The sequence below is a fragment of the Heyndrickxia shackletonii genome, assembly GCF_001420715.1.
GTDB lineage: Bacteria > Bacillota > Bacilli > Bacillales > Bacillaceae_C > Margalitia > Margalitia shackletonii.
This window is the reverse complement of sequence record NZ_LJJC01000006.1, coordinates 489033-514545: the sequence shown is the minus strand read 5'-3', so window position 1 is coordinate 514545 and position 25513 is coordinate 489033. Positions and strand designations below refer to the sequence as shown.

Here is a 25513-nt window from a genome sequence, read left to right as displayed (position 1 = left end):
GAAGGACTCGAACCTTCGACCCTCTGATTAAAAGTCAGATGCTCTACCGACTGAGCTAATGGCTCTTATTTTTAGTTTTAAAAACGGATTTTATATTGCTTTCTACTATAGTGCATCTACGACGTCCAGCTTTCAGTAAGCCTATTCAAGTAGCAGTTCAAGCTGTACGCTGGTGCGTCGCTTCGTAGCTTACTCGATCGTGCTCTACCGACTGAGCTAATGGCTCGGAAATGGTGCCGGCCAGAGGACTTGAACCCCCAACCTACTGATTACAAGTCAGTTGCTCTACCAATTGAGCTAGGCCGGCATTTTATATGGTGGAGGATGACGGGATCGAACCGCCGACCCCCTGCTTGTAAGGCAGGTGCTCTCCCAGCTGAGCTAATCCTCCATTATGTAAGCCTGGCAACGTCCTACTCTTGCAGGGGGAGAGCCCCCAACTACCATCGGCGCTGAGAAGCTTAACTTCCGTGTTCGGGATGGGAACGGGTGTGACCTTCTCGCCATAATTACCAGACTATATGAGGTTTGTTCCCTCAAAACTAAATACTGCAGAAGAAGAAGTAAAACTGAGTTTCGCTTTTTTCAATCCAGCTCCAGCGCCTATCGGCTAGTGAATTTCTCCGTCTCCTCCCTACGATAAGTCAACATCAGTTCGTGAACTACCTCACTGTGTTTCCTTTATCTCAGTCGAAGACTACGAAATTCATACGCCGATGAGCAAGGCGCTTCCGCTTTATATTTTGGTTAAGTCCTCGATCGATTAGTATTCGTCAGCTCCATGTGTCGCCACACTTCCACCTCGAACCTATCAACCTGATCATCTTTCAGGGATCTTACTAGCTTGCGCTATGGGAAATCTCATCTTGAGGGGGGCTTCATGCTTAGATGCTTTCAGCACTTATCCCTTCCGCACATAGCTACCCAGCGATGCCTTTGGCAAGACAACTGGTACACCAGCGGTGCGTCCATCCCGGTCCTCTCGTACTAAGGACAGCTCCTCTCAAATTTCCTACGCCCACGACGGATAGGGACCGAACTGTCTCACGACGTTCTGAACCCAGCTCGCGTACCGCTTTAATGGGCGAACAGCCCAACCCTTGGGACCGACTACAGCCCCAGGATGCGATGAGCCGACATCGAGGTGCCAAACCTCCCCGTCGATGTGGACTCTTGGGGGAGATAAGCCTGTTATCCCCGGGGTAGCTTTTATCCGTTGAGCGATGGCCCTTCCATGCGGAACCACCGGATCACTAAGCCCGACTTTCGTCCCTGCTCGACTTGTAGGTCTCGCAGTCAAGCTCCCTTGTGCCTTTACACTCTACGAATGATTTCCAACCATTCTGAGGGAACCTTTGGGCGCCTCCGTTACTCTTTAGGAGGCGACCGCCCCAGTCAAACTGCCTGCCTGACACTGTCTCCCACCCCGATCAGGGGTGCGGGTTAGAATTTCAATACAGCCAGGGTAGTATCCCACCGACGCCTCCACCGAAGCTGGCGCTCCGGCTTCAAAGGCTCCTACCTATCCTGTACAAGCTGTACCAAAATTCAATATCAGGCTGCAGTAAAGCTCCACGGGGTCTTTCCGTCCTGTCGCGGGTAACCTGCATCTTCACAGGTACTATAATTTCACCGAGTCTCTCGTTGAGACAGTGCCCAGATCGTTACGCCTTTCGTGCGGGTCAGAACTTACCTGACAAGGAATTTCGCTACCTTAGGACCGTTATAGTTACGGCCGCCGTTTACTGGGGCTTCAATTCAGAGCTTCGCTTACGCTAACCCCTCCTCTTAACCTTCCAGCACCGGGCAGGCGTCAGCCCCTATACTTCGCCTTGCGGCTTCGCAGAGACCTGTGTTTTTGCTAAACAGTCGCCTGGGCCTATTCACTGCGGCTCTCTCGGGCTTGCACCCTACCAGAGCACCCCTTCTCCCGAAGTTACGGGGTCATTTTGCCGAGTTCCTTAACGAGAGTTCTCTCGCTCACCTTAGGATTCTCTCCTCGCCTACCTGTGTCGGTTTGCGGTACGGGCACCTTTCACCTCACTAGAGGATTTTCTTGGCAGTGTGGAATCAGGAACTTCGGTACTATATTTCCCTCGCTATCACAGCTCCGCCTTCACGGTTACGGGATTTGCCTCGTAACCAGCCTAACTGCTTAGACGCACATAACCAGCAGTGCGCTTACCCTATCCTCCTGCGTCCCCCCATCGTTCAAACGGTGAAGAGGTGGTACAGGAATATCAACCTGTTGTCCATCGCCTACGCCTTTCGGCCTCGGCTTAGGTCCCGACTAACCCTGAGCGGACGAGCCTTCCTCAGGAAACCTTAGGCATTCGGTGGAAGGGATTCTCACCCTTCTTTCGCTACTCATACCGGCATTCTCACTTCTAAGCGCTCCACTAGTCCTTCCGGTCTAGCTTCACCGCCCTTAGAACGCTCTCCTACCACGGACACCTGCCAGGTGTCCATCCACAGCTTCGGTGATACGTTTAGCCCCGGTACATTTTCGGCGCAGAGTCACTCGACCAGTGAGCTATTACGCACTCTTTAAATGGTGGCTGCTTCTAAGCCAACATCCTGGTTGTCTAAGCAACTCCACATCCTTTTCCACTTAACGTATACTTTGGGACCTTAGCTGGTGGTCTGGGCTGTTTCCCTTTTGACTACGGATCTTATCACTCGCAGTCTGACTCCCAAGCATAAGTATTTGGCATTCGGAGTTTGTCTGAATTCGGTAACCCGATGAGGGCCCCTAGTCCAAACAGTGCTCTACCTCCAATACTCTTCATCTTGAGGCTAGCCCTAAAGCTATTTCGGAGAGAACCAGCTATCTCCAAGTTCGATTGGAATTTCTCCGCTACCCACACCTCATCCCCGCACTTTTCAACGTGCGTGGGTTCGGGCCTCCAGTAAGTGTTACCTTACCTTCACCCTGGACATGGGTAGATCACCTGGTTTCGGGTCTACGACCTCATACTTATTCGCCCTATTCAGACTCGCTTTCGCTGCGGCTCCGCTTCATCAGCTTAACCTTGCATGAAATCGTAACTCGCCGGTTCATTCTACAAAAGGCACGCTATCACCCATTAACGGGCTCTAACTACTTGTAGGCACACGGTTTCAGGTTCTCTTTCACTCCCCTCCCGGGGTGCTTTTCACCTTTCCCTCACGGTACTGGTTCACTATCGGTCACTAGGGAGTATTTAGCCTTGGGAGATGGTCCTCCCTGCTTCCGACGGGATTTCACGTGTCCCGCCGTACTCAGGATCCACTCTGGAGGGAACGAAGTTTCAACTACAGGGTTGTTACCTTCTTTGACGGGCCTTTCCAGACCTCTTCATCTACTCCGTTCCTTTGTAACTCCGTATAGAGTGTCCTACAACCCCAAGAGGCAAGCCTCTTGGTTTGGGCTTCTTCCGTTTCGCTCGCCGCTACTCAGGAAATCGCGTTTGCTTTCTCTTCCTCCGGGTACTTAGATGTTTCAGTTCCCCGGGTCTGCCTTCATTACCCTATGTATTCAGGTAAAGATACTGCTCCATTACGAGCAGTGGGTTCCCCCATTCGGAAATCTCCGGATCAAAGCTTGCTTACAGCTCCCCGAAGCATATCGGTGTTAGTCCCGTCCTTCATCGGCTCCTAGTGCCAAGGCATCCACCGTGCGCCCTTACTAACTTAACCTATAAGGTTATTACTACTTTAAAATGGATGAAATCCATAAAGTGGCGATTCTCGGTTTTACTTGGTTTCTTCTATCAGTATCTAGTTTTCAAGGAACAAATTATCCTGGATGAATTGATCATCCAAAACTGAACAGAACTTAAAAACGTCTTCTTATAACCACGTAAGTGGTTTTCCATTATCCTTAGAAAGGAGGTGATCCAGCCGCACCTTCCGATACGGCTACCTTGTTACGACTTCACCCCAATCATCTGTCCCACCTTCGGCGGCTGGCTCCAAAAGGTTACCTCACCGACTTCGGGTGTTACAAACTCTCGTGGTGTGACGGGCGGTGTGTACAAGGCCCGGGAACGTATTCACCGCGGCATGCTGATCCGCGATTACTAGCGATTCCGGCTTCATGCAGGCGAGTTGCAGCCTGCAATCCGAACTGAGAATGGTTTTATGGGATTGGCTTAACCTCGCGGTCTCGCAGCCCTTTGTACCATCCATTGTAGCACGTGTGTAGCCCAGGTCATAAGGGGCATGATGATTTGACGTCATCCCCACCTTCCTCCGGTTTGTCACCGGCAGTCACCTTAGAGTGCCCAACTGAATGCTGGCAACTAAGGTCAAGGGTTGCGCTCGTTGCGGGACTTAACCCAACATCTCACGACACGAGCTGACGACAACCATGCACCACCTGTCACTCTGTCCCCCGAAGGGGAACGCCCTATCTCTAGGGTTGTCAGAGGATGTCAAGACCTGGTAAGGTTCTTCGCGTTGCTTCGAATTAAACCACATGCTCCACCGCTTGTGCGGGCCCCCGTCAATTCCTTTGAGTTTCAGCCTTGCGGCCGTACTCCCCAGGCGGAGTGCTTAATGCGTTAGCTGCAGCACTAAAGGGCGGAAACCCTCTAACACTTAGCACTCATCGTTTACGGCGTGGACTACCAGGGTATCTAATCCTGTTCGCTCCCCACGCTTTCGCGCCTCAGCGTCAGTTACAGACCAGAGAGTCGCCTTCGCCACTGGTGTTCCTCCACATCTCTACGCATTTCACCGCTACACGTGGAATTCCACTCTCCTCTTCTGCACTCAAGTCTCCCAGTTTCCAATGACCCTCCACGGTTGAGCCGTGGGCTTTCACATCAGACTTAAGAAACCGCCTGCGCGCGCTTTACGCCCAATAATTCCGGACAACGCTTGCCACCTACGTATTACCGCGGCTGCTGGCACGTAGTTAGCCGTGGCTTTCTGGTTAGGTACCGTCAAGGTACCGCCCTATTCGAACGATACTTGTTCTTCCCTAACAACAGAGTTTTACGATCCGAAAACCTTCATCACTCACGCGGCGTTGCTCCGTCAGACTTTCGTCCATTGCGGAAGATTCCCTACTGCTGCCTCCCGTAGGAGTCTGGGCCGTGTCTCAGTCCCAGTGTGGCCGATCACCCTCTCAGGTCGGCTACGCATCGTTGCCTTGGTGAGCCGTTACCTCACCAACTAGCTAATGCGCCGCGGGTCCATCTGTAAGTGATAGCCGAAGCCATCTTTCAATCTTTCCTCATGCGAGGAAAGAAGTTATCCGGTATTAGCCCCGGTTTCCCGGAGTTATCCCAGTCTTACAGGCAGGTTACCCACGTGTTACTCACCCGTCCGCCGCTAACTTTTAAAAGCAAGCTTTTAAAAGTCCGCTCGACTTGCATGTATTAGGCACGCCGCCAGCGTTCGTCCTGAGCCAGGATCAAACTCTCCAAAAAAGTGTTTGATATAGCTCATTATTTAAAACATTGACGTTTCGTTCTGTTCAGTTTTCAAAGATCAATTTCGTTCATCAGCGACTTTTCTATATTATCAAATCTCAATGCTGATGTCAACATGTTTTTTTGTTTTTCTTTTTCCTCGTTGCCCTTTCTTACCGGACAACGAATATAAATATACCACCATTTTCACTAATATGCAATAGCTTTTTAAAATTTTATTCCCTTAATTAATATATTAATATAACAAAATCCATCCTCGAAAAATGATAGACGATATATTATTACTTTAAATATACTAAAAGCCCCCTATTCGGGAGCTTTTAAAAATAATTTATTCCTTGTTTTTCATTAACGGGAATAACAATACATCTCTAATAGAAGCTGAATTTGTTAATAGCATTACTAAACGATCTACACCTATACCTAATCCACCTGTAGGAGGCATACCATATTCTAACGCTTCCACAAAGTCGTCATCCATCATATGTGCTTCATCATTACCTTGTTCACGTTCTTTTAATTGATTCTCAAAACGTTGACGTTGATCAATAGGGTCATTTAATTCTGTAAAGGCATTCGCGTGCTCACGACCCACAATAAATAACTCAAAGCGATCCGTAAAACGTGGATCATCATCATTCTTCTTCGCAAGTGGAGAAATTTCTACTGGATGCCCATAAATAAAAGTAGGTTGAATAAGTGTTTCTTCCACTTTTTGCTCAAAGAATTCATTCACTATATGGCCAAATTCCATATGATCCGTGATTTCAATTCCGTGTTCTTTTGCTAATGAGCGAGCTTCCTCAACAGACATCTCTTTCCAGAAGTCAACACCAGTAACTTCCTTCACTGCATCTACCATATGCAATCTGCGCCATTCAGGTTCAAGATTAACCTCATATTCGCCATATTGAATACTGGTAGTTCCTAGTACTTCTTTCGCAATATGAGCAACTAAATTTTCTGTCAAACTCATAATATCCCGATAATCTGCATAAGCTTCATATAATTCAATCATTGTAAATTCAGGATTATGTCTAGTAGAAACACCTTCATTACGGAATACACGACCAATTTCATATACTTTTTCTAATCCGCCGACAATTAGTCTTTTTAAATGCAACTCGATTGCAATACGCATATAGAGCGGAATATCTAATGCATTATGATGAGTAATAAAAGGACGGGCAGCCGCACCGCCTGCTATTGCATGCATCATTGGTGTTTCAACTTCTAAATATCCGTGATTATCCAAATATCTGCGCATAGATTGGATAATCAAGCTGCGAGTAATAAACGTCTTTTTACTCTCATCACTCATAATTAAATCAAGATAGCGTTGCCGATAACGTTGTTCAACATCCTTTAGCCCGTGAAATTTATCAGGTAATGGACGTAGTGATTTTGTTAATAAAACAAAATCCGTTACTTTAATAGACAGCTCTCCAACCTTTGTTTTAAAAACGGTTCCTGTAACACCAATAATATCCCCTAAGTCTAATGTATCAAATAAATCGTAACTTTCATCACCAATAGTATCTTTACGAACATATACCTGAATTTGCCCTTGCAAGTCTTGAATATGAGCAAATCCAGCTTTTCCTTTTCCACGTTTTGTCATGATACGACCAGCGATGGTTACTTGAACGTCTTTTTCTTCTAACTCTTCTTTCGTCATTCCTTCGTAAAGATCTTTAATCTGTTTAGTATTATGCGTTCTATCAAAACGTTTTCCAAACGGATCAATTCCACTCTCACGGATAGACTGCATTTTTTCACGTCTTACTAGCACTTGATCATTTAATTCTTCATTACTCACTTTTGCCACTCCAATCTATTAGTTAGACTCTCTTCATTTAAAAGCCATTTTATAAATGCTCGTATGCCTATAATGAATATACTTTATTATTGTACACAATCTTAAGAATTCAGACATCCATTAAGTATAGATTTTAATAATTAGTGAAAAAACTGCCAGACTTACTGGCAGTTTGGCAATCAGTTAACCCACTTTTACTTCCTCGTTAGCTTCCATTTCTTCCACATAATTTGTTAAAATTTCTACTAATTCAGCACGTGTATTACATTGATAAATGCCGGTTCTTACTTTTGCATTTCCGTTCATGCCCTTTAATCCTTCATACATTTGATCACGAGTTCTACCATGTAAAAAAACGTCTGCTTCCACTAATGTTTCCTTTTCCTCACCGAAGATTTGCAAACTGAATGGTTTTTACGTTCATCTATATATAAAAGGTTCATTGTCTTCTCGTTTATAAAAACAATACCCTTGTCACTGATTTCATTTCAGCACATACTAAACCAGCACCAAATTCTTTACCGTTAAGCGGAAAGCTGTATTACAAATACGGGCCATCGGAGCCTAAAACTACTTGGTTTTTCATTGCATTTTTATCAATTTCAAATGCCGGTTCTCCCCCTATATATTATTATTCTTTATCCTCAGGAGGGGTAAGCTCATCCACTTTAATTTCAAGCAAACCAGCTACATCATTTAAAAAGCTATCAGTAGGCAAACGGCTTCCTCTTTCAATTTCTCCTAATATCGACACAGAAACTTTTAGATTTTTTGCTAACTCCTCTTGCGTATATCCTTTTAATTTTCGAAAAGCGCGAATGCGTCTTCCCCATTTATCTGTTTCCATAAGCGAACTCCTTCTTTATCAGGTATTCCGTTTAGAACTTCATTTAAAGGGGCTTTCAAGGTTGGCAGCTGTACGTCTGGGTCTATTTCCATTAATGGTACAAGCACAAATGCTCTCTCATGCATCCTTGGGTGCGGAATAATTAGTTTCTCTGATTTTATATTTTCGTTATTAAACAATAAAATGTCAAGGTCTACCGTCCTTGGCCCCCACCTAATATCCCTAATTCTCCCCAATTCCTTTTCCGTATGGAGACATATTTCAAGCAGTTGTTCTGCAGAAAATGATGTCTTTAACTTCACGACCATATTCAAAAAATTACCTTGATCCGAATATCCAACCGGTTCGGTTTCGTAAATAGAAGATGTATTAATAAATTCAATTTCAGGATAATTCACTAACTGCGTTATTGCGTCTTTCAAAAATCCTTCCCTATTACCGAGATTAGAACCTAGAGATAGATAAACTATGTTTGTCATTTTGTCAGACTCCTTGTTATTTCCACTGCCACGGATTGGTAATGGCCTGGAATTGGCGGGTCAGGTTTAATTACTTTTACAGTAGTCTGAACAATAAGCGGAAAATGATTTAATATAGTGTAAGCAATCTTATCTGCAACAGCCTCCAACAAACGATATGGTTTTCCTCCCACTATTTCTTTGCAAATTTCATATATTTCCGCGTAGCTGACTGTATCATTCAAATCATCGCTCTTACCCGCTTTCGCTAAATCAAGTTCAAGCACTAATGAAACACGAAATCTTTGGCCCAGTCGATTTTCCTCTGGTAAAACACCGTGATATCCGTAAAACTCTAACTCATTTAAATATATTTTATCCATCATACTCTCCCTTACCAGCAAGAATATCCATTACTTTTGCCATTCTGCTCATTTCTTTCACATCATGTACTCTGATAAGTTGACACCCTTTATCAATACCATAACAAATAGTTGCACCTGTTCCTTCCATTCTTTCATGGGGAGGCAGATTTAAGATTTGTCCAATCATTGTTTTTCTTGATGTAGCCAATAAAACGGGATAGCCTAATCCAACAAGCTTGTCCAAGTTTTTCATCATTTCAATATTTTCCTTTACATCTTTGGCAAAACCAATCCCTGGATCTAAAATAATATTTTCATCCCTGACGCCCGCTTTTTTTGCAATAGAAATACTTTCATACACATCATTTAATACATCGCGAATAAAATTCGTGTAATCTCTGTTTTCTCTATTATGCATTAGTATGATTGGAACATCATGTTCGGCGGCTACATCGGCAATTTCGGGATCCTTTTTCGCCCCCCAAACATCGTTGATAATATGCGCTCCCGCCTCTAATGCTTTTTGTGCAGTTTCAGCTTTATATGTATCGATAGAAATAGGTATGGATATTTCCTTGGAAAGTGCTGAAATGATCGGGAAAATCCTCGCAATTTCTTCTTTTGCACTAACAGGTTCATGTCCAGGACGCGTGGACTCCCCGCCTATATCGATAATATCTGCCCCGTCGCGAACCATTTCCTTTGCATGAAATAGAGCTTTTTCTTTATCAATGAATTTTCCTCCATCCGAAAAAGAGTCTGGAGTCACATTTAGAATTCCCATAATCAAGGTCTTCTGCTGATAATCTAATTGGTATGGCCCGCATTGAATTACATGGTCCATTTATTTAACTCCTTTCACACTTACCTATTTATAGTCTAAACCTTTTTCAAGCCATTTCTCAACCCATATTCGTAAACTTAAAGAGGCAATCGGATGAACCGATTGCCTCTTTTGCTAAATCTTAATCCTCAAATTGATATAGTGCAGTACTTAAATATCGTTCACCATTATCCGGAATGATTGCTAAAACTTTTTTCCCTTTTCCTAATGTTTTTGCTACCTTTAATGCTGCATGAATGGCAGCCCCTCCGGAAATTCCACCAAGAATTCCTTCCAGTTTTGCTACTTTCCTGGATGCCTCAAAAGCTTCTTCTGTATGAACGTGAATAATCTCATCATATATTTCTTGATTCAATGTATCCGGAATAAAATTTGCTCCAAGTCCTTGAAGTTTATGCGGACCCGGTTTGCCCCCTGCCAGAATTGGAGAGTCTGCGGGCTCAACCGCAATAATTTTAATATTTGGGTATGTTTCTTTTAGGACTTTACCAGCACCGCTTATCGTTCCACCCGTACCAATACCAGCTACAAATGCATCTAGTTGATCTCCCATTTGTTCAACAATTTCCTTACCTGTTGTCAAACGATGGATCTCCGGATTAGCCTCATTTTGGAATTGCTGCGGCATAAAATAACCGTTCTCTTTTACTAGCTCTTCCGCTTTATTGACAGCGCCTCTCATTCCTTCAGACCCAGGTGTTAAAACAAGCTGCGCACCGTACGCGCGAAGCAGATTTCTGCGTTCTAAACTCATTGTATCCGGCATAACAAGAACGGCATTATATCCTTTTGCTGCAGCCACCATCGCTAATCCAATACCTGTGTTTCCGCTGGTTGGTTCCACAATTGTATCACCAGGTTTAATTTTCCCGGCATTTTCAGCTGCTTCAATCATCGCTAATGCAATTCGATCTTTTACACTGCTTCCAGGGTTCATATACTCCAGTTTAAGATAAAGTTCCGCATCATTTTCTCCAGTTAAACGAGTTGCTTTTACAACTGGTGTTTCTCCAATTAATTCCGTTACAGATTTTACATTTCGAGCCATGACTAATCACCCCAAATTCCGAGTATTTTTATTGGTTTAATAACTAAAAATTAACATTTGGATATAGGAAAGTCAATGAAAAAGAATCGACATATTTTAAAGAAAAGCGAAAGCGCCTTGCTCATCGACATACGGATGAGTGAAAATATCACTTCCATTTTCAACTGATGCCCTTACCCGCAGGGCGGAGACGGAGAATATTGCTAGCTGATAGGCACTGGAACTAGAAAAAATCATATTAGTTATCATTTTTATTTGATAAAATATTTATACTTTTTTAGCATAAAAAGACACAAGTACTTAGCTTGTGCCTTTCACTTTTCATTTTCGTAAAACCATTTTACATGATATTCCTTCCAAAATGATTCTGGTGTAACGGAATTCTCTATAGAGTTTAAAGCTACTTGCCTTCTAATTTGATCTTTTACTTCATTATATGAATAGACTTTGCCATTAATTCGATCCGTAACTTGCACAACCACAAAATTTCCTTTATACGGAATAGGATTACTATATTGATCCACTTTAAGATGTTCAATAGTTTGTAAAAATTCTTTTGAATATTCCTTGGAATCCTCAGAAATATAACCAATATTTCCTCCTTGAGGACTTGAAGCCGGATCAATGGATGCCTCCATTGCTAATGCATCGAAGCTGGAACCATTTTTTAAATCCCGAATAATTTGTTCCGCTTCACCTTTTGTTTTCACCTCTATTAGTGAGATCTTATAAGAAGTAGGAATGTGATAAAAGTACTGATTATCCCGATAATATTTTTTTAATTGTTCTTCCGTTACTTTGACATCTTTCGTGATCAATTTATCAAATAATAAATTTGCTTTAACTTCATTTTTTAACAAGTCATCATTTTGCAGTACACCATCTGAATCCTGAATGGATTTGGCAATGGCCATTTCCTGATTTAATTCCTTATCGCTTACCGATATACCGTATTTTTTTGCCATTTTTTCTATTAGTTTTTGATCAATCAAATTTCTTAGTGTGTCTTTTCCACTTTGTTGTTCCATTGCTAACAGCCAGTCTTGTCTTGTAATCTTCTCGCCATCTACACTTGCAACGGTTTCGTTTAAGTTATTATTTGCAAACGCACTTTGATTCCCGTAATCCTTAAAAGTAAAAAAGAAGATGGTACAAATATTAAGTAAGACTAATCCACCAATAATGTACAAAAATTGCTTCTTCCCCAAGGTTCTCTCTCCCTATTTTGCTTCTTCTGCTAACTCCTCAAGCTCTTCTTTCGAAAAAAGATATTTTGAATTACAAAAATGGCATTGCGTCTCCGCTTGTCCATCATCATGAATCATATCTTCAATCTCTGTTTTTCCTAAGCTGATAATGGCAGCAGCAAATCTTTCCTTCGAACAATTACATTTGAATTGAATTGGCATTTGCTCTAATACTTTTACATTTCCTTCGCCTAATAAACTGATTAATATTTCTTCCGGACTTAATCCTTGTTGAATAAGCTTTGAAATAGGAGGGCTAGCCTGAATTCTTTTTTCTATATCCTCTATTACTTCTTCATTTGTACCCGGAAGCAGCTGAATAATAAACCCTCCTGCAGCTAATATACTGTTATCTGGATTTACTAATACTCCAACCCCCACAGAAGATGGGACTTGTTCAGAGGCAACGAAATAATAGGTGAAGTCCTCCCCTAATTCCCCCGATACAATCGGTACTTGACCGGAAAAATGCTCACGTAACCCTAAATCTTTTACGACTGTTAGTGTACCATCAGTTCCAACTGCACGACGGACGTCTAATTTTCCATGTTCGTTTAGATCAAAATGAGTTTGCGGATTCGTTACATAGCCACGCACATCCCCTTTAGCGTTACTATCTACAATGATCACACCAACAGGACCATGCCCTTCAATCTTAACCGTTAATTTTTCCTCACCCTTTAACATGGCGCCCATCATTACCCCAGCAGTCATGGCACGTCCTAATGCGGCAGAAGCAGTTGGCCAAGTATAATGACGTCTCTGCGCCTCGCCTACCGTCTCTGTACTTTTCGCTGCATATGCGCGAACTTGTCCATTATAAGCTAAAGCCTTAATCAAATAATCTCCCAATCGAAAAGCCTCCTCATTACTCACTTGTATTCCTTTTATAAATAAGACTTAAACCTTTTAAAGTCAAAAAAGGATCTACAATATCAATTAATTTTGATTCGCTTGCTATTAAGCTGGAGTGTCCTCCTGTCGCAATAACAATCGGTTCCTTTTTACTTTTTGCTTTCATCCTAGTAACAATACCTTCAACTTGACCTACATATCCATATACAATGCCTGCCTGCATTGCAGCTACAGTATTTTTCCCTACTATTCCATCAGGGCGGGTAATTTCAATACGCGGCAATTTAGAAGCCCTGGAATATAAAGCTTCTGCGGATATACCGATTCCTGGTGCTATAGCTCCTCCTAAATATTGGCCTTCTTCATTAATATAGCAATAAGTTGTAGCTGTTCCAAAATCCACTATAATAAGCGGGCTTCCATATTCATGTATCCCCGCAACTGCATTGACAATTCTGTCGGCACCCACTTCTTTTGGGTTATCATATTTAATGTCCAATCCTGTTTTGACACCAGGACCAACAATTAAAGGTTTAACATTGAAGTATTTATTGCACATACGTTCTAGAGCATAGTTTATAGGAGGAACAACGGAAGAAATGATAACACCGTTTATATCCTTGAAATGTATTCCCACATGCTGAAATAAGGCATTTATAATCATTGCATATTCATCTTCAGATTTAAAACGGTCTGTTTCCACTCTCCAATGATGCTTTAGTTTTTCATCATCATATATGCCTAAAACAATATTTGTATTCCCTACGTCTAAAACAAATAACATACTATCACCACTCTAATTAGTCTAATTGCATGCCAACATCATACCATATTTCCATCATAAAATAGGAACGGTTTTATCTAAAAAAAGATATGTTCGTGTTTATAGTTGATATATAGCCTTTCAGAGCATTGGAAATGTGTATGGATTATTCAAGTGATATCCTCCATCAACACTTACGGAAATAAACTCGATATCATATAATTACACAAAAATAAAAGGGACATCGGAATTAGGAATACGATGCCCCTTTCGTCTAACCTTATTCTTTTGGTTCTTCAGGATTATCTTCGGTCTTTGTATTGGTTGGACCAAACTTTTCTGGTCTAGAAGTTTCATCCTTTTTCTCAGCAAACTCTTCTGATTTCTTTTGGATATTAACCTTTAAATCAGAATCCGCCTCGGACTTTTTACTTTCTATATATGCTACAGAACTGCGATCTGGCAAAGTGCCATTCTCGTATAACGAACGAATTTGTTCCGCATCTAATGTTTCCACTTTTAACAATGTCTGAGCAATAATTTCAAGTTTGTCACGATTTTCGGTAAGGATTTTTTTAGCACGCTCATAGCATTCTTTAATAATGCTTTGAATCTCCCGGTCAATTTCATAAGCAATTTCATCTGAATAATTTTGTTCATTATTCAGATCTCTTCCTAAAAAGACTTGACCGCCTTGAGCTTGACCAAACTGTAATGGACCAAGCTTATCACTCATACCAAATTCCGTTACCATTTTCCGTGCAATATTAGTTGCACGTTGGAAGTCGTTTGAAGCACCTGTAGATACTTCACCAAATGTAATTTCCTCAGCAACACGGCCTCCTAATAGACCGGTAATCTTATCCAGCAACTCAGGTTTTGTCATAAAATAACGGTCTTCCTTCGGTAGCATAACAGCATATCCACCCGCTTGACCACGTGGTACGATCGTTACTTTATGAACCATTTCTGCCTCATCTAAAACTAAACCGATAACAGTATGACCGCCTTCATGATAGGCAACAATATTTCGTTCCTTTTGGGAAATAACACGACTTTTCTTCGCGGGCCCCGCAATAACACGATCTGTTGCTTCATCGACATCTTCCATATCGATTTTTTTCTTATCCTGTCTTGCTGCAACCAGCGCAGCTTCATTTAGTAAGTTTTCAAGGTCTGCACCTGAAAATCCAGGCGTTCTTGAAGCAATTGCTTTTAAATCAACTGTAGGATCTAATGGCTTGTTACGAGCATGAACTCTTAACACTGCTTCACGCCCGTTCACGTCAGGACGGTCAACAGTAATTTGTCTGTCAAATCGACCTGGACGTAATAATGCCGGGTCTAAAATATCAGGGCGGTTTGTTGCTGCTATGATAATGATTCCTTCATTAGCGCCAAACCCGTCCATTTCAACAAGCAATTGGTTTAATGTTTGTTCACGTTCATCATGTCCACCGCCTAAACCGGCACCACGCTGACGACCAACTGCATCAATTTCATCGATAAATATGATACACGGAGCATTTTTCTTCGCATTTTCAAATAAATCACGAACACGGGAAGCACCGACACCGACAAACATTTCAACAAAATCAGAACCACTTATAGAGAAGAACGGCACTCCTGCTTCACCAGCAACTGCACGAGCTAATAAAGTTTTACCAGTACCTGGAGGTCCAACAAGAAGTACCCCTTTAGGAATCCTTGCACCAAGCTCCGCAAATTTTCTAGGGTCTTTTAAGAATTCTACTACTTCTACAAGTTCTTGCTTTTCCTCATCTGCACCAGCTACATCACGGAAACGAACTTTTTTCTTATCATCATTGTAAAGCTTTGCTTTGCTTTTCCCAAAGTTCATTACACGACCGCCGCCGCCTTGAGCTTGGTTTAGCAAGAAGAAGAAGAGAATAAAGATAATGACAAACGGTATGATGGAGGTGAAAAAGGATACCCAACCGCTTGTTTCTTTTGCCATCATTACATTAACTTTTGTTTTTGCAGCAGCTTTATCAATACGATCAAGCGCTGCCTGACTATTCATTACATATGTAAGGAATTGTTCTTTGTTATTCAATTCTCCTCTAACTTCATACACGCCTCTTTCAGGCTGCATAGAGAAGTTTTTTACTTCCCCCTTATCTAAGGAAGAAACAAATTGATCATATGATATATTCTTCGTAGGCTCATTGTTATTGTTAAAGTAACTTACGATACCAATAAGAACGAGGAATAATAATACATAAAAGATTGTATTTCTAAATATTCTGCTCATTCCTTACCTCCTCCCACGTTCAGAAAACTATAATAAATAGTATCATAGAGAATCTTGACATTTCAACAATTTGCACTTGCAATAAAAGCTTTTTTGAAAGCATTTTCTAAACGTCACATTGTTAGTGTAGACTTATTCACTTTTCGTATACACTTCCGGTTTCAAAACTCCGATATAAGGAAGATTTCGATACCTTTCAGCGTAATCTAATCCATAACCGACAACAAAGGCGTCAGGAACAATAAAGCCTACATAATCAGCCTCTATATTAGCCTTTCGACCGGTTGGCTTATCAAGCAATGTCACAATTTTGATGGATTTTGCTTTTCTATAACGGAACAACTCCACTAAATAGCTTAAAGTGAGCCCGCTGTCGATGATGTCTTCGATAATAAGAATGTCTCTTCCCTCAACGGAGGTATCAAGATCCTTTAAAATTTTGACTTCCCCGGAGGAAACAGTGGATTTGCCATAGCTCGAAACATCCATGAAATCCATTTCCAAATAAGTGTCTATCCGCTTCACCAAGTCAGCCATAAACAATGTCGCACCTTTTAAAACTCCAATGGCTAGCGGAAAGCGTCCGTCATAATCTTTTGTAAGTTGTTCTGCTAAGTCTTTCGTCTTTTTTTGTATTTCTTCTTCTGAAATTAACACTTTTTCAATATCTTGTTTCATTAACTTTGTTGCCCCCTAGAAGATGATTGTTTGCAGTATTGTAAAATATAATAAGCTTCATTAGGTACGGGCGGCTTGTCATAACATGATTTCTTTAACCCGGGAATCCATAAAATAATTCCATCATGGTCTGTTACAATCGGCCATAATTCCCTTTCGTCTATCGGAACTTTTTTATCAATAAATATATCCTTCACTTTTTTCGTTCCATTTAATCCTTTTACTTTCATTCTGTCACCATTACGTTTTGTGCGAACAGTGATAGGAAATTTAATATCATTTGCATGTATACAGATAATATTATTCCCTTCGTTCATGGGTAGATGCTTCCCTTTTTTTATTTGAATCAGATATCCATTTGGAAGATTTACCTTGGCTCCATCCTCTAGTATAAATTCATATGCAAAAGATTGTTTCGCGCGAGCAAAAGCGAAACGGCATCTTTCATAAGAACGGATAACCGTTAAACCCAGTGGTAAATCTAGCTTTCCAGATGGATGGTGAAGATTCGCTATTAACTCCAGAACAGCATCAATATGAACGGATAAAAAAGTACCAGGATTTTCTTTATAGAGATAGTTTAATATTAGTTGAATCCCTCTTCTTTGTAAAGGCAAAGGCATTATAGAAAAGGTCTTAATGTTAATGGTAATCTCATCATCTGTTTTATTCCATACTTTATTCATTTCTTTCTCTGTTAATGCCTGCAAAAATGATTCATCCTCCAACAATTCCTCACTGAACCGCTGAAAGTGTTCATGTACATGACTATTTTCTTTTTTTAAAAACGGAAGTATTTCCATTCGGAAGCGATTCCTAGTATATTCAGCAGATTGATTACTAGGGTCTTTACGGGGCTTTAATTGATAATAATTGCAGTATTCTTCTATCTCCTTTTTGGTTATACAAAGGAGAGGTCTGATTAACTCGCCACCCTCTACCTTTCTTCGAAGTGGAATGCCCGCTCGTCCTTTTCCAGAACTACCGCGTGTCAACCTCATCAAAATTGTCTCTATTTGGTCATCTCCATGATGTCCCAGGACGAGCTTATTCAGACCAAATTTCTTCATGGTTTCGTCATAAAATTGATAGCGATATTTTCTTGCTGTTTCTTCAAAACCATTTCCTTCAATATGTACTTTTTCTTCTATATTGATTCTTGCAGCTGTGATATGAACACCGAGCTGATGGCAAAATTCCTCCACAAACAATAAATCCTCGTAGGACTCCTGCCCGCGCAGCATATGATCAACATGCGCTACAGTCAGAGAGATAGAGAAATAGTCCTTCTTATGGAATAAATAATGAACTAAAGCCAATGAGTCCGGTCCCCCGGATACTCCGACCAATACGGAATCTCCCTTTTCCAATAATCGATGCTTTTTGATAAATTCAGTTACTTTCACTTCAAATGACAGCATATCGTTATTCTTTCCTTTAAATTATAAAATACCTTAAGGTTATAGTACCAAATAAAGATTTTTCAATCGAAAATAAAGCATTAAAAATTTGAAATTTATAATGTTAAGAAAAGATAAGCGCCGCAGTTATAGCGTTGAAGTACTAATTTCACCTTCGTCGTCACAGGCGTGAACAGCGAAAAAATATTTCGAGATAATTCACGAGCTAGTGAAAACTGGTACTTCAAATTCAACGAGTATAATTTTTAAAAGTAATTTTACCTGAAGTCCTTACTCCCAGGAAGGAGGGAGAAATCTTCGGGCCGATAATATGTTAATAAACTTATACGTTCTTATTTAAAAAAAGGGAGTCATACAAAATATGGCCCCCTTCCTACAGTAAATGTCCATATACATATAGAATATATAGAAATGATATTACTAATATAATCATCATTGTTTCTAAAAAGCCAACAATTTTATTATGCCTTCTCCTTCTTACTCTTGAAGCGGTTCCCTTTTTTGGTTTGGTTGAATTTACTTTCATGGTGGAGCTATTTTGAGTATTACCAGAATCGCTAGACAGTATTTTTAATAAATCCTTCCGCATTTCTAATGCAGCACTATATTTACCAGTGATGGCCTTCCATAAAATATCACGACGCTCTGCTAATTCCGGCTTAGCCTGAATAGCTTTTTTCAGCTGCTCAAGCCCCTCCCTTTGTTTGGTAAATCTTTTGGGATAGGATAAATTGATCATTACCATTGCTGTCGCAAATAAATCATAGCTAGGATCTGCTTTTCTAGAACCAGCTCCCCAATAACCCCTATCAAAGAACTCTGTATACTCCTTGATGGCTCGTCCTATCATAGTTGTTCCACCAACATCAATACAACGTATTCGTGTCGGAGGACCTGTCACAATTAAATTTTCCGGTTTTAGATCTCCAAAAACCCATCCTTCATGATGCAGACGATCCAAATCATTTAAAAGTTGCAAAATTAATACATCCGACCATCCATGGCCTTTCTTTTGCACAAAGGCTAATAAATCCGGTCCATGTATATATTCCATCACATAGAAGGGAATCCTTTTGTTATGTGTTTCCCAATCATCAATTTCTAGCAAAGAAGGCCCGAGGGTATTCCCTTGGACCTTTGAAAATGATTTTAGGACATTTACCTCAGAGGTAATAGATATCGAATTATCACTCATTTTTAGTGCCACATAACCTTGTTTTCCTTCTGCCAGGTAAACCATTCCGTTGGCACCATATCCCAGCTCCTTAACAAGGGTATAATGGTTTTTATTCCATTTACCATATATGACAGTGCCTGATTGAAATTTATATTGACTCTTCAAAGTATTGTTCATCATCACGAGATAACAATCCCCTTAAAGAACGTTTTTTATTAAAATATGCAATCGCTTCTTTAATAGCTGGACCAGTTGGCGTAATACCGCCTACGCTTAATTTTGAAAAAACAGTAGTAAGTGATTCCAATCTTGGTGTCCAATCCAGCAATTTTTCGACATCTTTCCTTTTCCCGGGAAATACAAAAACGGAGAATTGGTTATTTCCCATTCTGGCATTTAAGCTTAATGATAGGTCCAGTAAGGCCTCCTTTACGGTTGGAAGCTTATGCTTCATACTTGCACTTGTATCGACAAGAATCAACACGTCCAAGTCTACTGTTTCACCAAGCTCATCCACTACTTCCATTACCTCTCCCCTTTGCTCAGGCGGGAGTTCTTCCATTGATGTATTGCGACCCAAGATATGCTTTAACTCACGATTTACTACACCTTGTAATGTTTGAGTCATTGCCTTTCGCGTTACCATCTGGACAGTTTGCGACAAGCTTTGGGCATATACAATCTGACTGACACCACCACCCGACATAGATATTCCCTCAATTTCTTGCATTCCCTTCTCATCAATTACATCATTTTCCATTACACCAATAACATTAATGGTGATACCTTGTTCTTTTGCCAAGGCAGCCATTGCTATTGGATCGCCTCCTTGATTTGAACAACCATCAGTAATAAGCAAAATTTGCTTTAATGTTCCTGTTTTCAAAGATTTCCCCTCCAAATCGTCATTCTTTTGAATAAAATAAAAAGAAGCTTTTGTTAATAACCATCTTCGACGATTTGAAGGGGTTTTATACTTTTTATGTTTACTATTTTTTTAGTTTTGGATGTATCGTGATTATTGATGATGGACAATATATGCACTGGAACATACTCTATTCAATACAAAACCTGGAGAAGCATGTACATATATGGCGTATAAAAGCATCATTATTAGCAGATCCCTAGTTTTAATAAACTGTTTCTAAGATATTAATGCTTTTCGTTTACTCACCGGAATAGCCGCCCATTTTGGGGTATTGTGTTCAATTTTGGCTACAACAATCGTCATATCATCGTCTATTACTCCTGATCTTGTCCGAATGACCTCCTCCATAATTAAATCGGCTATTTCCTGGGGATCTTCCGTTTGCAATTCCCGTATTTTTCGTTTCATCCATAAGTCATAATTTTCTACATGCTTTGGCCCTTCAAAAATACCATCGCTCATCATCACAAGCAGATCTCCGGCCTTCAACTGATCGGAAACGACATCTACATCAAATTCCTGAATCATTCCCATCGGTAAATTACTAGATTCTACTTTCAATACTTTATTAGCCCTCTTAATAAAGCTTGGAGTAGAGCCTATCTTTAAAAACTTTGCACTCGCGTCCTGCAAATCAATCATTGCCAAGTCTAGTGTGGAAAAAATTTCATCTGTTGTTCTTAAGGAGAGAATGGAATTTACAGATTTAATAGCCACTTTCTCTTCTATTCCGGACTGTAAAATTTTCTGGAGCAATTTAAGCGTTTCGTTACTCTCATGATGTGCTCTTTCTCCATTCCCCATCCCGTCACTGATGGCAATAGCATATTTTCTTGCCCCAAGTTCAATCATGGAATAACTATCCCCCGAGATGAACCCCCCTCCTTTTGCTGCGTGGGCGACACCTGTTTTTACAACATATGCCTTGTCCGACCTAAAGGTTACATAAGTAAATCCATTAGGGTAAGCTACATATTCCGCTTTTTTAACAACGATGGTTTCTCCTAAAATATCAGATAACAAGGGCGCAATAATTTTTTCGCATTCCCCGTGGCTATTATTAGTAGGAATGGTCATATCGATATCAATATTTCCATCCTCCAGACTATATATTTCTACCTGTTCAATTTCTAATCCAAAATCCTGTAAGGCATCTAAAATCATTTCCTCCTGTTTTTGATGATTCTCCCTTTCTCTTTTTATTTCATTTGCAAAATCGCCCATTACTTCCGAAACACCTAATAATTGCTCTGCAACTAATTTTCGGCTTTCTTTTACCTGTTGCCTTAGCTTTTGATTTGCATAATAAAAGGTTAACTCTTGATAGATTGCATCTTCCACTTTCTTTGTTTTCACACAATGCTTTTCTAATTCCCGATGTGTACGCTGCGGTAATACTCCATCCCCGTGATCGTATTCATTCATCACCTTTTTCATTAATTCATATGTTTTATCAAAATTCTTTGCCCAGCACTGCTCTTTTTTGAAACAGGACTGACAAGTTTTTTCCGTCACATTACTTAAAAAATAATCAAACTCCTGATCCTCTTGATCCCCTTCCCGCCACTGATCATATTGGGAGAAACTATTGGAGAGCGCTTGAAAGACAGAGGAAAATTGTTCAACTCGGTGAACGGTGATGTCTCTGATTTTTCTCATGTATTGCTGCTGTTCCTGAGCAAATTCTGATGTTCCCGGAATATGCTTTGCCATTTTCATTGTCAACTGCTGCGGCGTTAAAATAAGCAGCATTATGGCAATACAGGATTCATAAATATTTTGAAGTAAAGGAGTTTGGGCATCTCCATACATTCCTATTAATAAGGTGGCAATTAATAAACCAATGGAAGTGCCGACTTTCCTCCCTTCTTTTAAAAGCCCTCCTAACAATCCCGAAAAAGCCAATAAACTCATTTGATAGAAACTAGATACATTTGCTAAGCTAAAAATGAGACCTGTGACGACTCCTACTGTTGATCCAACCGTTGCACCTCCAACAAATGCAAAAAGAAGAACCAGATACCTCGATAAAATATGCTCTATGGATAAATTATAGATGGACCACCCAATGGTTCCTGTAAGCACAGAAGCCAGCATAATTATTAGACTGACAACCTCTTCTGTTTTGAAACTTTTTTTTCTTTTTTTAAGTGATAAGAGTGGAATGCTCTGCATAAATATAAGTGTGAGGATAAAAGTGAGACATGCCTCCACCCCAGCCATCATACCATCATATAAGGTAATGGTTTCATGATGTTGAATATAAAGAAAGGCACATCTTGCAGCAAAAGAAGTAAAAAATACATAGTATGGCAGAGCCTTTATTTCATCCTTATGAAATCTGGCAAACAGCCGGAAAGCTACTAAAAAAATGACCGCACACGAAAAAGTATAGACAGTACTGGCGATTGATAAGGTAAAAGCACCTGCAAGCAGTCCCAATAAAACTAACGGCGCTTTTTTTCTCCTCATCATATACACGGAAACAAAGAACGGCAGTGAAAATGGTGATAAATGTGATAATATTAAGGCTCGTCCAAGTAAAAAACCGATAATAATGAGAGCTACACCTTTTTGGAGAAAGAATTGGTCTAGCTTTACTTGAAGACTGGTTAATCTTCTGGAAACTTCAAGCTTTGTTTCCTCTAAGTTACTTCCTTGATCCATAAAGCTATGTTCCGCCTTTTCCATTTTTATACACCCCTCTAGCGTAGTAGTTGCAAATCATTATATATTGGACAAGTCTAGAAGTTTGTCAAAATTGAGAGATGAATAGAAAGAAAAGTTCGACTTCTTTCAGCGAAAAGATGGATGGTCTTCCATGTTTCTCGTCAAATAACGAGATAATAAACAGGAGATTTTTATCTTTATTAAGAGAATACCGTATGCATACTGAGATTGAAGGCACATTCGACAGTATTTTGTAAAGACGGTCCATCTTATGCCATTAGCCTAGGAAACTCACAAAAAATGTTTCCCACACAAATTGATTTAAAAAATAGTAAAAGTATATTGACAAAGAACCAATCCGTAGGTAATATAGAACTTGTGCTTTTGAAATATCTTTTAAATATGGCGGCGTAGCTCAGCTGGCTAGAGCGTACGGTTCATACCCGTGAGGTCGTGGGTTCGATCCCCTCCGCCGCTACCAATTTAATATGGCCCGTTGGTCAAGCGGTTAAGACACCGCCCTTTCACGGCGGTAACACGGGTTCGAATCCCGTACGGGTCATTACAAAACACAAAAGGCGCCTTGCTAAGCAAGGCGCTTTTTTCTGGCTGCATAAATACTAACCTTTTTTTGTTAAACAAAAAAGACATTCTTCTTAAAAAGAATGCCTTTTTTATTTATGAAGATTACCTTCACCTGCTATATGTGAATAGACAGCAAGTTAGCCTCGTCTAGCACCACGGCCGCCGCGTTTCGATTCTGTATGGCGTTTTAATGAAGATAGACGATCTTCACTATCCTTTAAAAAACGAGCCATTTTTTGCTCGAAGTTTTCTTTTGGACGTTGATTATGACTTGGTTTATTATGACGAGGTTTCTGAGTTGGTGCCTGTTCTTTTGCTTTTCGAATCGATAAACCAATTTTGCCGTCTTTCTCAACATTAATGACTTTTACTTGGACCTCATCGCCCACTTTCAAATGTTCATTAATATCCTTCACATAGTTATCCGCTACTTCACTAATGTGAACAAGACCTGTTGAGCCTTCAGGCAATTCAACAAACGCTCCAAAATTAGTGATCCCTGTTACTTTCCCTTGTAACTTGCTGCCTACTTCGATCGACATAAAAAATAATTTCCTCCTTAAAAGATAAAAGATAAAGCTTATTATATATTATATCGGACGTTAAAAAAGAGTGTCAATAAGACACATCTTTATCCTCGTCCTTCTTCTTCTTGTCGTCAGGAATGTTAAAAATAATTTCTCCCTTTTCAGAAAGGAAATATTCACTTCTTGCCAGCTTTGCAATATAGTTATCATCGTTTAATTTTACTACCTCATCTTGAAGGTAGGTCTTTTTTTTCTTCAGATCAGCAAGTTTTTTCTCTAGCTTTGCCTTTTCTGCTTGTTTTACCTCAAGCTGGTGGTTTCTTAAGATGAGTGTGGAAACCAACAAATATACCGATGCCAATGCGATAATACTAAAAACCGCTAATCTGCGGAAAAGTAATTTTTTCCTTCTCGCCATTACTTTCTCTTTCATCATTTGCTGTTTTGTATATGCATTTTCCATCGGCGTAATATTTTTTTCTTTCCGGACACCCATCTCTAAACCTCCTATCTTGATTCCTATAAAACCCTACTTTTTATAAAAAATACTGCTTATAAATTTCCACGCATACATAACTTTATTCTTAGTTTTTTCCAAAATCCCTGCAAATCCAGAATAGAATTTTTCGACTGATTTTTTAATAAATCCAGGAACTAATTTCCATAATAAACTTAGAATCCATTTAATTGGATAAAATATAACCTTTAACACCCATAATAACATCTTTATAATCATTTTTACAAGGGACAATAGTACCTTTCCTAATGTAATGGATAGCGTAATGATTGCCAAAACAATCCATTTAATTGGATGAAAAATCAGCGACATAAATAATCGTAGTATAAATTGATAGATTGATATTACGGCATTAATTATTGCCTCAAGTAATTTAACATAAATATTTTTCATTAAAGCTTGATATGCCGCAAAACCACAAACTAATGCAATAAATATATAAAAACGGATTTCCCCATAGTTGACTAAGAACAAAATATAGAAGATGGCTAGTCCCTGTATCAGCCAAAACATCACATCATTGATGAATACAATCCACTTTTTTCTCTTACCTCTTTGAAGGAAACGGTTATACGTATCAAGGGAGGCACCAAAAATGCTTCCCATAGCGATCATGGCAAGCATCGTGTAAAACTGGGTGGTTAGGCTCATCGGAATAGCTTGCTAAAGAAGCCTTTAGCTTTCTCCCCATGATGTTCATCTAAGTATACCAAATCAAAGACCTTCCCCTTGATGGAAACAATCCCTTTTTCTACATCGAGATTTTTCATTTGCAGGTTTTGTCCTCGAATAGCTAAAAAGCCCATCACCGTTTCCAATAGGAACTCTTCATTGTCAAAGCTATCAACTTGTTTTACACCCGTAATGTCTAAAAGCTTCCTCCCTCTCATAATCACATCATGTTCTTGATTTACATTTTTCCCACTAGAAGGTGTATCATAATACTGACTCAACTTAATCCCCCGCTTTCCGTATTCCTGCCATACATATGCTTTCAGCTATCTTTCAACTAGTCCAAGCTATATAATCATGTGTATGTCAAGGTTCGGAAAAAAAGAACAAGCCTGTT

19 protein-coding genes, 4 tRNA genes, 3 rRNA genes and 1 pseudogene are annotated in these 25513 nt (G+C 40.2%); 2 read left to right on the top strand and 25 right to left on the bottom strand.

Going from position 1 to position 25513, the window contains the following annotated elements:
* Window positions 1-231 precede the first annotated feature (231 nt).
* From AN964_RS20770 to spoIIE, 21 genes and pseudogenes are all read right to left on the bottom strand, one after another.
* Window positions 232-307, bottom strand: a tRNA-Thr gene (locus tag AN964_RS20770).
* Between the two features lie 8 nt (window positions 308-315).
* A tRNA-Val gene (locus tag AN964_RS20765) sits at window positions 316-391 on the bottom strand.
* 9 nt (window positions 392-400) lie between these two features.
* Window positions 401-517: ribosomal RNA gene (gene rrf, locus AN964_RS20760) — 5S ribosomal RNA — on the bottom strand.
* Between the two features lie 226 nt (window positions 518-743).
* Window positions 744-3678: ribosomal RNA gene (locus AN964_RS20755) — 23S ribosomal RNA — on the bottom strand.
* A gap of 188 nt (window positions 3679-3866) precedes the next feature.
* Window positions 3867-5417: ribosomal RNA gene (locus AN964_RS20750) — 16S ribosomal RNA — on the bottom strand.
* Together the 16S, 23S and 5S rRNA genes with 2 tRNA genes alongside form the textbook arrangement of a ribosomal RNA operon.
* A 334-nt stretch (window positions 5418-5751) precedes the next feature.
* Window positions 5752-7239 carry a lysine--tRNA ligase gene (gene lysS, locus AN964_RS20745; RefSeq protein ID WP_055741707.1) on the bottom strand — a complete coding sequence of 496 codons (1488 nt, stop codon included), beginning with the start codon at window positions 7237-7239 and terminating at the stop codon, window positions 5752-5754.
* 336 nt (window positions 7240-7575) lie between these two features.
* Window positions 7576-7825 (bottom strand): annotated as a pseudogene (locus AN964_RS25770) (tRNA-dihydrouridine synthase); the annotation flags it as partial.
* Between the two features lie 45 nt (window positions 7826-7870).
* A complete protein-coding gene (locus AN964_RS20735) occupies window positions 7871-8086 on the bottom strand; it encodes a helix-turn-helix domain-containing protein (RefSeq protein ID WP_055741705.1) in 216 nt (71 codons plus the stop codon).
* Window positions 8038-8565, bottom strand: a complete 528-nt coding sequence (folK, locus tag AN964_RS20730) for a 2-amino-4-hydroxy-6-hydroxymethyldihydropteridine diphosphokinase (RefSeq protein ID WP_055741704.1) — start codon at window positions 8563-8565, stop codon at window positions 8038-8040. The genes AN964_RS20735 and folK overlap by 49 nt, the downstream gene beginning before the upstream one ends.
* On the bottom strand, window positions 8562-8927 hold the full coding sequence (gene folB / locus AN964_RS20725; RefSeq protein ID WP_055741703.1) for a dihydroneopterin aldolase: 366 nt from the start codon (window positions 8925-8927) through the stop codon (window positions 8562-8564). The genes folK and folB overlap by 4 nt, the downstream gene beginning before the upstream one ends.
* A complete protein-coding gene (gene folP, locus AN964_RS20720; RefSeq protein WP_055741702.1) occupies window positions 8920-9753 on the bottom strand; it encodes a dihydropteroate synthase in 834 nt (277 codons plus the stop codon). Before folP ends, folB begins: the two co-directional genes overlap by 8 nt.
* Window positions 9754-9874: 121 nt before the next feature.
* Window positions 9875-10801 carry a cysteine synthase A gene (gene cysK / locus AN964_RS20715; RefSeq protein WP_055741701.1) on the bottom strand — a complete coding sequence of 309 codons (927 nt, stop codon included), beginning with the start codon at window positions 10799-10801 and terminating at the stop codon, window positions 9875-9877.
* Between the two features lie 314 nt (window positions 10802-11115).
* Complete coding sequence (locus tag AN964_RS20710; protein WP_055741700.1) at window positions 11116-12009, bottom strand: peptidyl-prolyl cis-trans isomerase; 894 nt, start codon at window positions 12007-12009, stop codon at window positions 11116-11118.
* A 12-nt stretch (window positions 12010-12021) separates the two neighbouring features.
* Entirely contained in the window at window positions 12022-12900 is an 879-nt protein-coding gene (gene hslO / locus AN964_RS20705) for an Hsp33 family molecular chaperone HslO (RefSeq protein ID WP_055741699.1), read from the bottom strand.
* Window positions 12901-12916: 16 nt separating this feature from the next.
* Window positions 12917-13687 (bottom strand): type III pantothenate kinase, encoded by a 771-nt coding sequence (locus AN964_RS20700; RefSeq protein ID WP_055741698.1) that lies wholly within the window; start codon window positions 13685-13687, stop codon window positions 12917-12919.
* Between the two features lie 259 nt (window positions 13688-13946).
* On the bottom strand, window positions 13947-15941 hold the full coding sequence (gene ftsH, locus AN964_RS20695) for an ATP-dependent zinc metalloprotease FtsH (protein WP_055741697.1): 1995 nt from the start codon (window positions 15939-15941) through the stop codon (window positions 13947-13949).
* A gap of 132 nt (window positions 15942-16073) precedes the next feature.
* On the bottom strand, window positions 16074-16619 hold the full coding sequence (gene hpt, locus AN964_RS20690) for a hypoxanthine phosphoribosyltransferase (protein WP_055741696.1): 546 nt from the start codon (window positions 16617-16619) through the stop codon (window positions 16074-16076).
* Window positions 16619-18040: a tRNA lysidine(34) synthetase TilS gene (gene tilS / locus AN964_RS20685; protein ID WP_055741695.1), complete on the bottom strand. Its 1422-nt coding sequence runs from the start codon at window positions 18038-18040 to the stop codon at window positions 16619-16621. The genes hpt and tilS overlap by 1 nt, the downstream gene beginning before the upstream one ends.
* Before the next feature lie 373 nt (window positions 18041-18413).
* Window positions 18414-19397 carry a serine/threonine protein kinase PrkT gene (gene prkT, locus AN964_RS20680; protein WP_055741694.1) on the bottom strand — a complete coding sequence of 328 codons (984 nt, stop codon included), beginning with the start codon at window positions 19395-19397 and terminating at the stop codon, window positions 18414-18416.
* Window positions 19366-20103: a vWA domain-containing protein gene (locus AN964_RS20675; protein WP_055741693.1), complete on the bottom strand. Its 738-nt coding sequence runs from the start codon at window positions 20101-20103 to the stop codon at window positions 19366-19368. The genes prkT and AN964_RS20675 overlap by 32 nt, the downstream gene beginning before the upstream one ends.
* A 258-nt stretch (window positions 20104-20361) precedes the next feature.
* Window positions 20362-22836, bottom strand: coding sequence for a stage II sporulation protein E (gene spoIIE / locus AN964_RS20670; protein ID WP_055741692.1), 2475 nt, complete (start codon window positions 22834-22836; stop codon window positions 20362-20364).
* Between the two features lie 383 nt (window positions 22837-23219).
* Between spoIIE and AN964_RS20665 the strand changes: the two genes are divergently transcribed.
* A tRNA-Met gene (locus tag AN964_RS20665) sits at window positions 23220-23296 on the top strand.
* Window positions 23297-23305: 9 nt separating this feature from the next.
* A tRNA-Glu gene (locus AN964_RS20660) sits at window positions 23306-23377 on the top strand.
* Between the two features lie 160 nt (window positions 23378-23537).
* On the opposite strand, the gene AN964_RS20655 is transcribed toward AN964_RS20660, so the two are convergent.
* From AN964_RS20655 to yabP, 4 genes are all read right to left on the bottom strand, one after another.
* Window positions 23538-23942, bottom strand: coding sequence for a S1 domain-containing RNA-binding protein (locus tag AN964_RS20655; protein ID WP_055741691.1), 405 nt, complete (start codon window positions 23940-23942; stop codon window positions 23538-23540).
* 73 nt (window positions 23943-24015) lie between these two features.
* Window positions 24016-24423 (bottom strand): FtsB family cell division protein, encoded by a 408-nt coding sequence (locus AN964_RS20650; RefSeq protein WP_055741690.1) that lies wholly within the window; start codon window positions 24421-24423, stop codon window positions 24016-24018.
* 33 nt (window positions 24424-24456) lie between these two features.
* A complete protein-coding gene (gene yabQ / locus AN964_RS20645; RefSeq protein ID WP_055741689.1) occupies window positions 24457-25095 on the bottom strand; it encodes a spore cortex biosynthesis protein YabQ in 639 nt (212 codons plus the stop codon).
* On the bottom strand, window positions 25092-25397 hold the full coding sequence (gene yabP, locus AN964_RS20640; RefSeq protein ID WP_055741688.1) for a sporulation protein YabP: 306 nt from the start codon (window positions 25395-25397) through the stop codon (window positions 25092-25094). Before yabP ends, yabQ begins: the two co-directional genes overlap by 4 nt.
* Between the last annotated feature and the right edge of the window lie 116 nt (window positions 25398-25513).

Bases quoted from the DNA above. Each gene is read 5' to 3' on its own strand.
- folB (WP_055741703.1), bottom strand. From the start codon at position 8,927: ATGGATAAAATATATTTAAATGAGTTAGAGTTTTACGGATATCACGGT.
- folK (WP_055741704.1), bottom strand. From the start codon at position 8,565: ATGACAAACATAGTTTATCTATCTCTAGGTTCTAATCTCGGTAATAGG.
- AN964_RS20650 (WP_055741690.1), bottom strand. From the start codon at position 24,423: ATGGGTGTCCGGAAAGAAAAAAATATTACGCCGATGGAAAATGCATAT.
- tilS (WP_055741695.1), bottom strand. From the start codon at position 18,040: ATGCTGTCATTTGAAGTGAAAGTAACTGAATTTATCAAAAAGCATCGA.
- spoIIE (WP_055741692.1), bottom strand. From the start codon at position 22,836: ATGGAAAAGGCGGAACATAGCTTTATGGATCAAGGAAGTAACTTAGAG.
- AN964_RS20700 (WP_055741698.1), bottom strand. From the start codon at position 13,687: ATGTTATTTGTTTTAGACGTAGGGAATACAAATATTGTTTTAGGCATA.
- hpt (WP_055741696.1), bottom strand. From the start codon at position 16,619: ATGAAACAAGATATTGAAAAAGTGTTAATTTCAGAAGAAGAAATACAA.
- yabQ (WP_055741689.1), bottom strand. From the start codon at position 25,095: ATGAGCCTAACCACCCAGTTTTACACGATGCTTGCCATGATCGCTATG.
- folP (WP_055741702.1), bottom strand. From the start codon at position 9,753: ATGGACCATGTAATTCAATGCGGGCCATACCAATTAGATTATCAGCAG.
- cysK (WP_055741701.1), bottom strand. From the start codon at position 10,801: ATGGCTCGAAATGTAAAATCTGTAACGGAATTAATTGGAGAAACACCA.
- prkT (WP_055741694.1), bottom strand. From the start codon at position 19,397: ATGATGAACAATACTTTGAAGAGTCAATATAAATTTCAATCAGGCACT.
- AN964_RS20735 (WP_055741705.1), bottom strand. From the start codon at position 8,086: ATGGAAACAGATAAATGGGGAAGACGCATTCGCGCTTTTCGAAAATTA.
- AN964_RS20655 (WP_055741691.1), bottom strand. From the start codon at position 23,942: ATGTCGATCGAAGTAGGCAGCAAGTTACAAGGGAAAGTAACAGGGATC.
- ftsH (WP_055741697.1), bottom strand. From the start codon at position 15,941: ATGAGCAGAATATTTAGAAATACAATCTTTTATGTATTATTATTCCTC.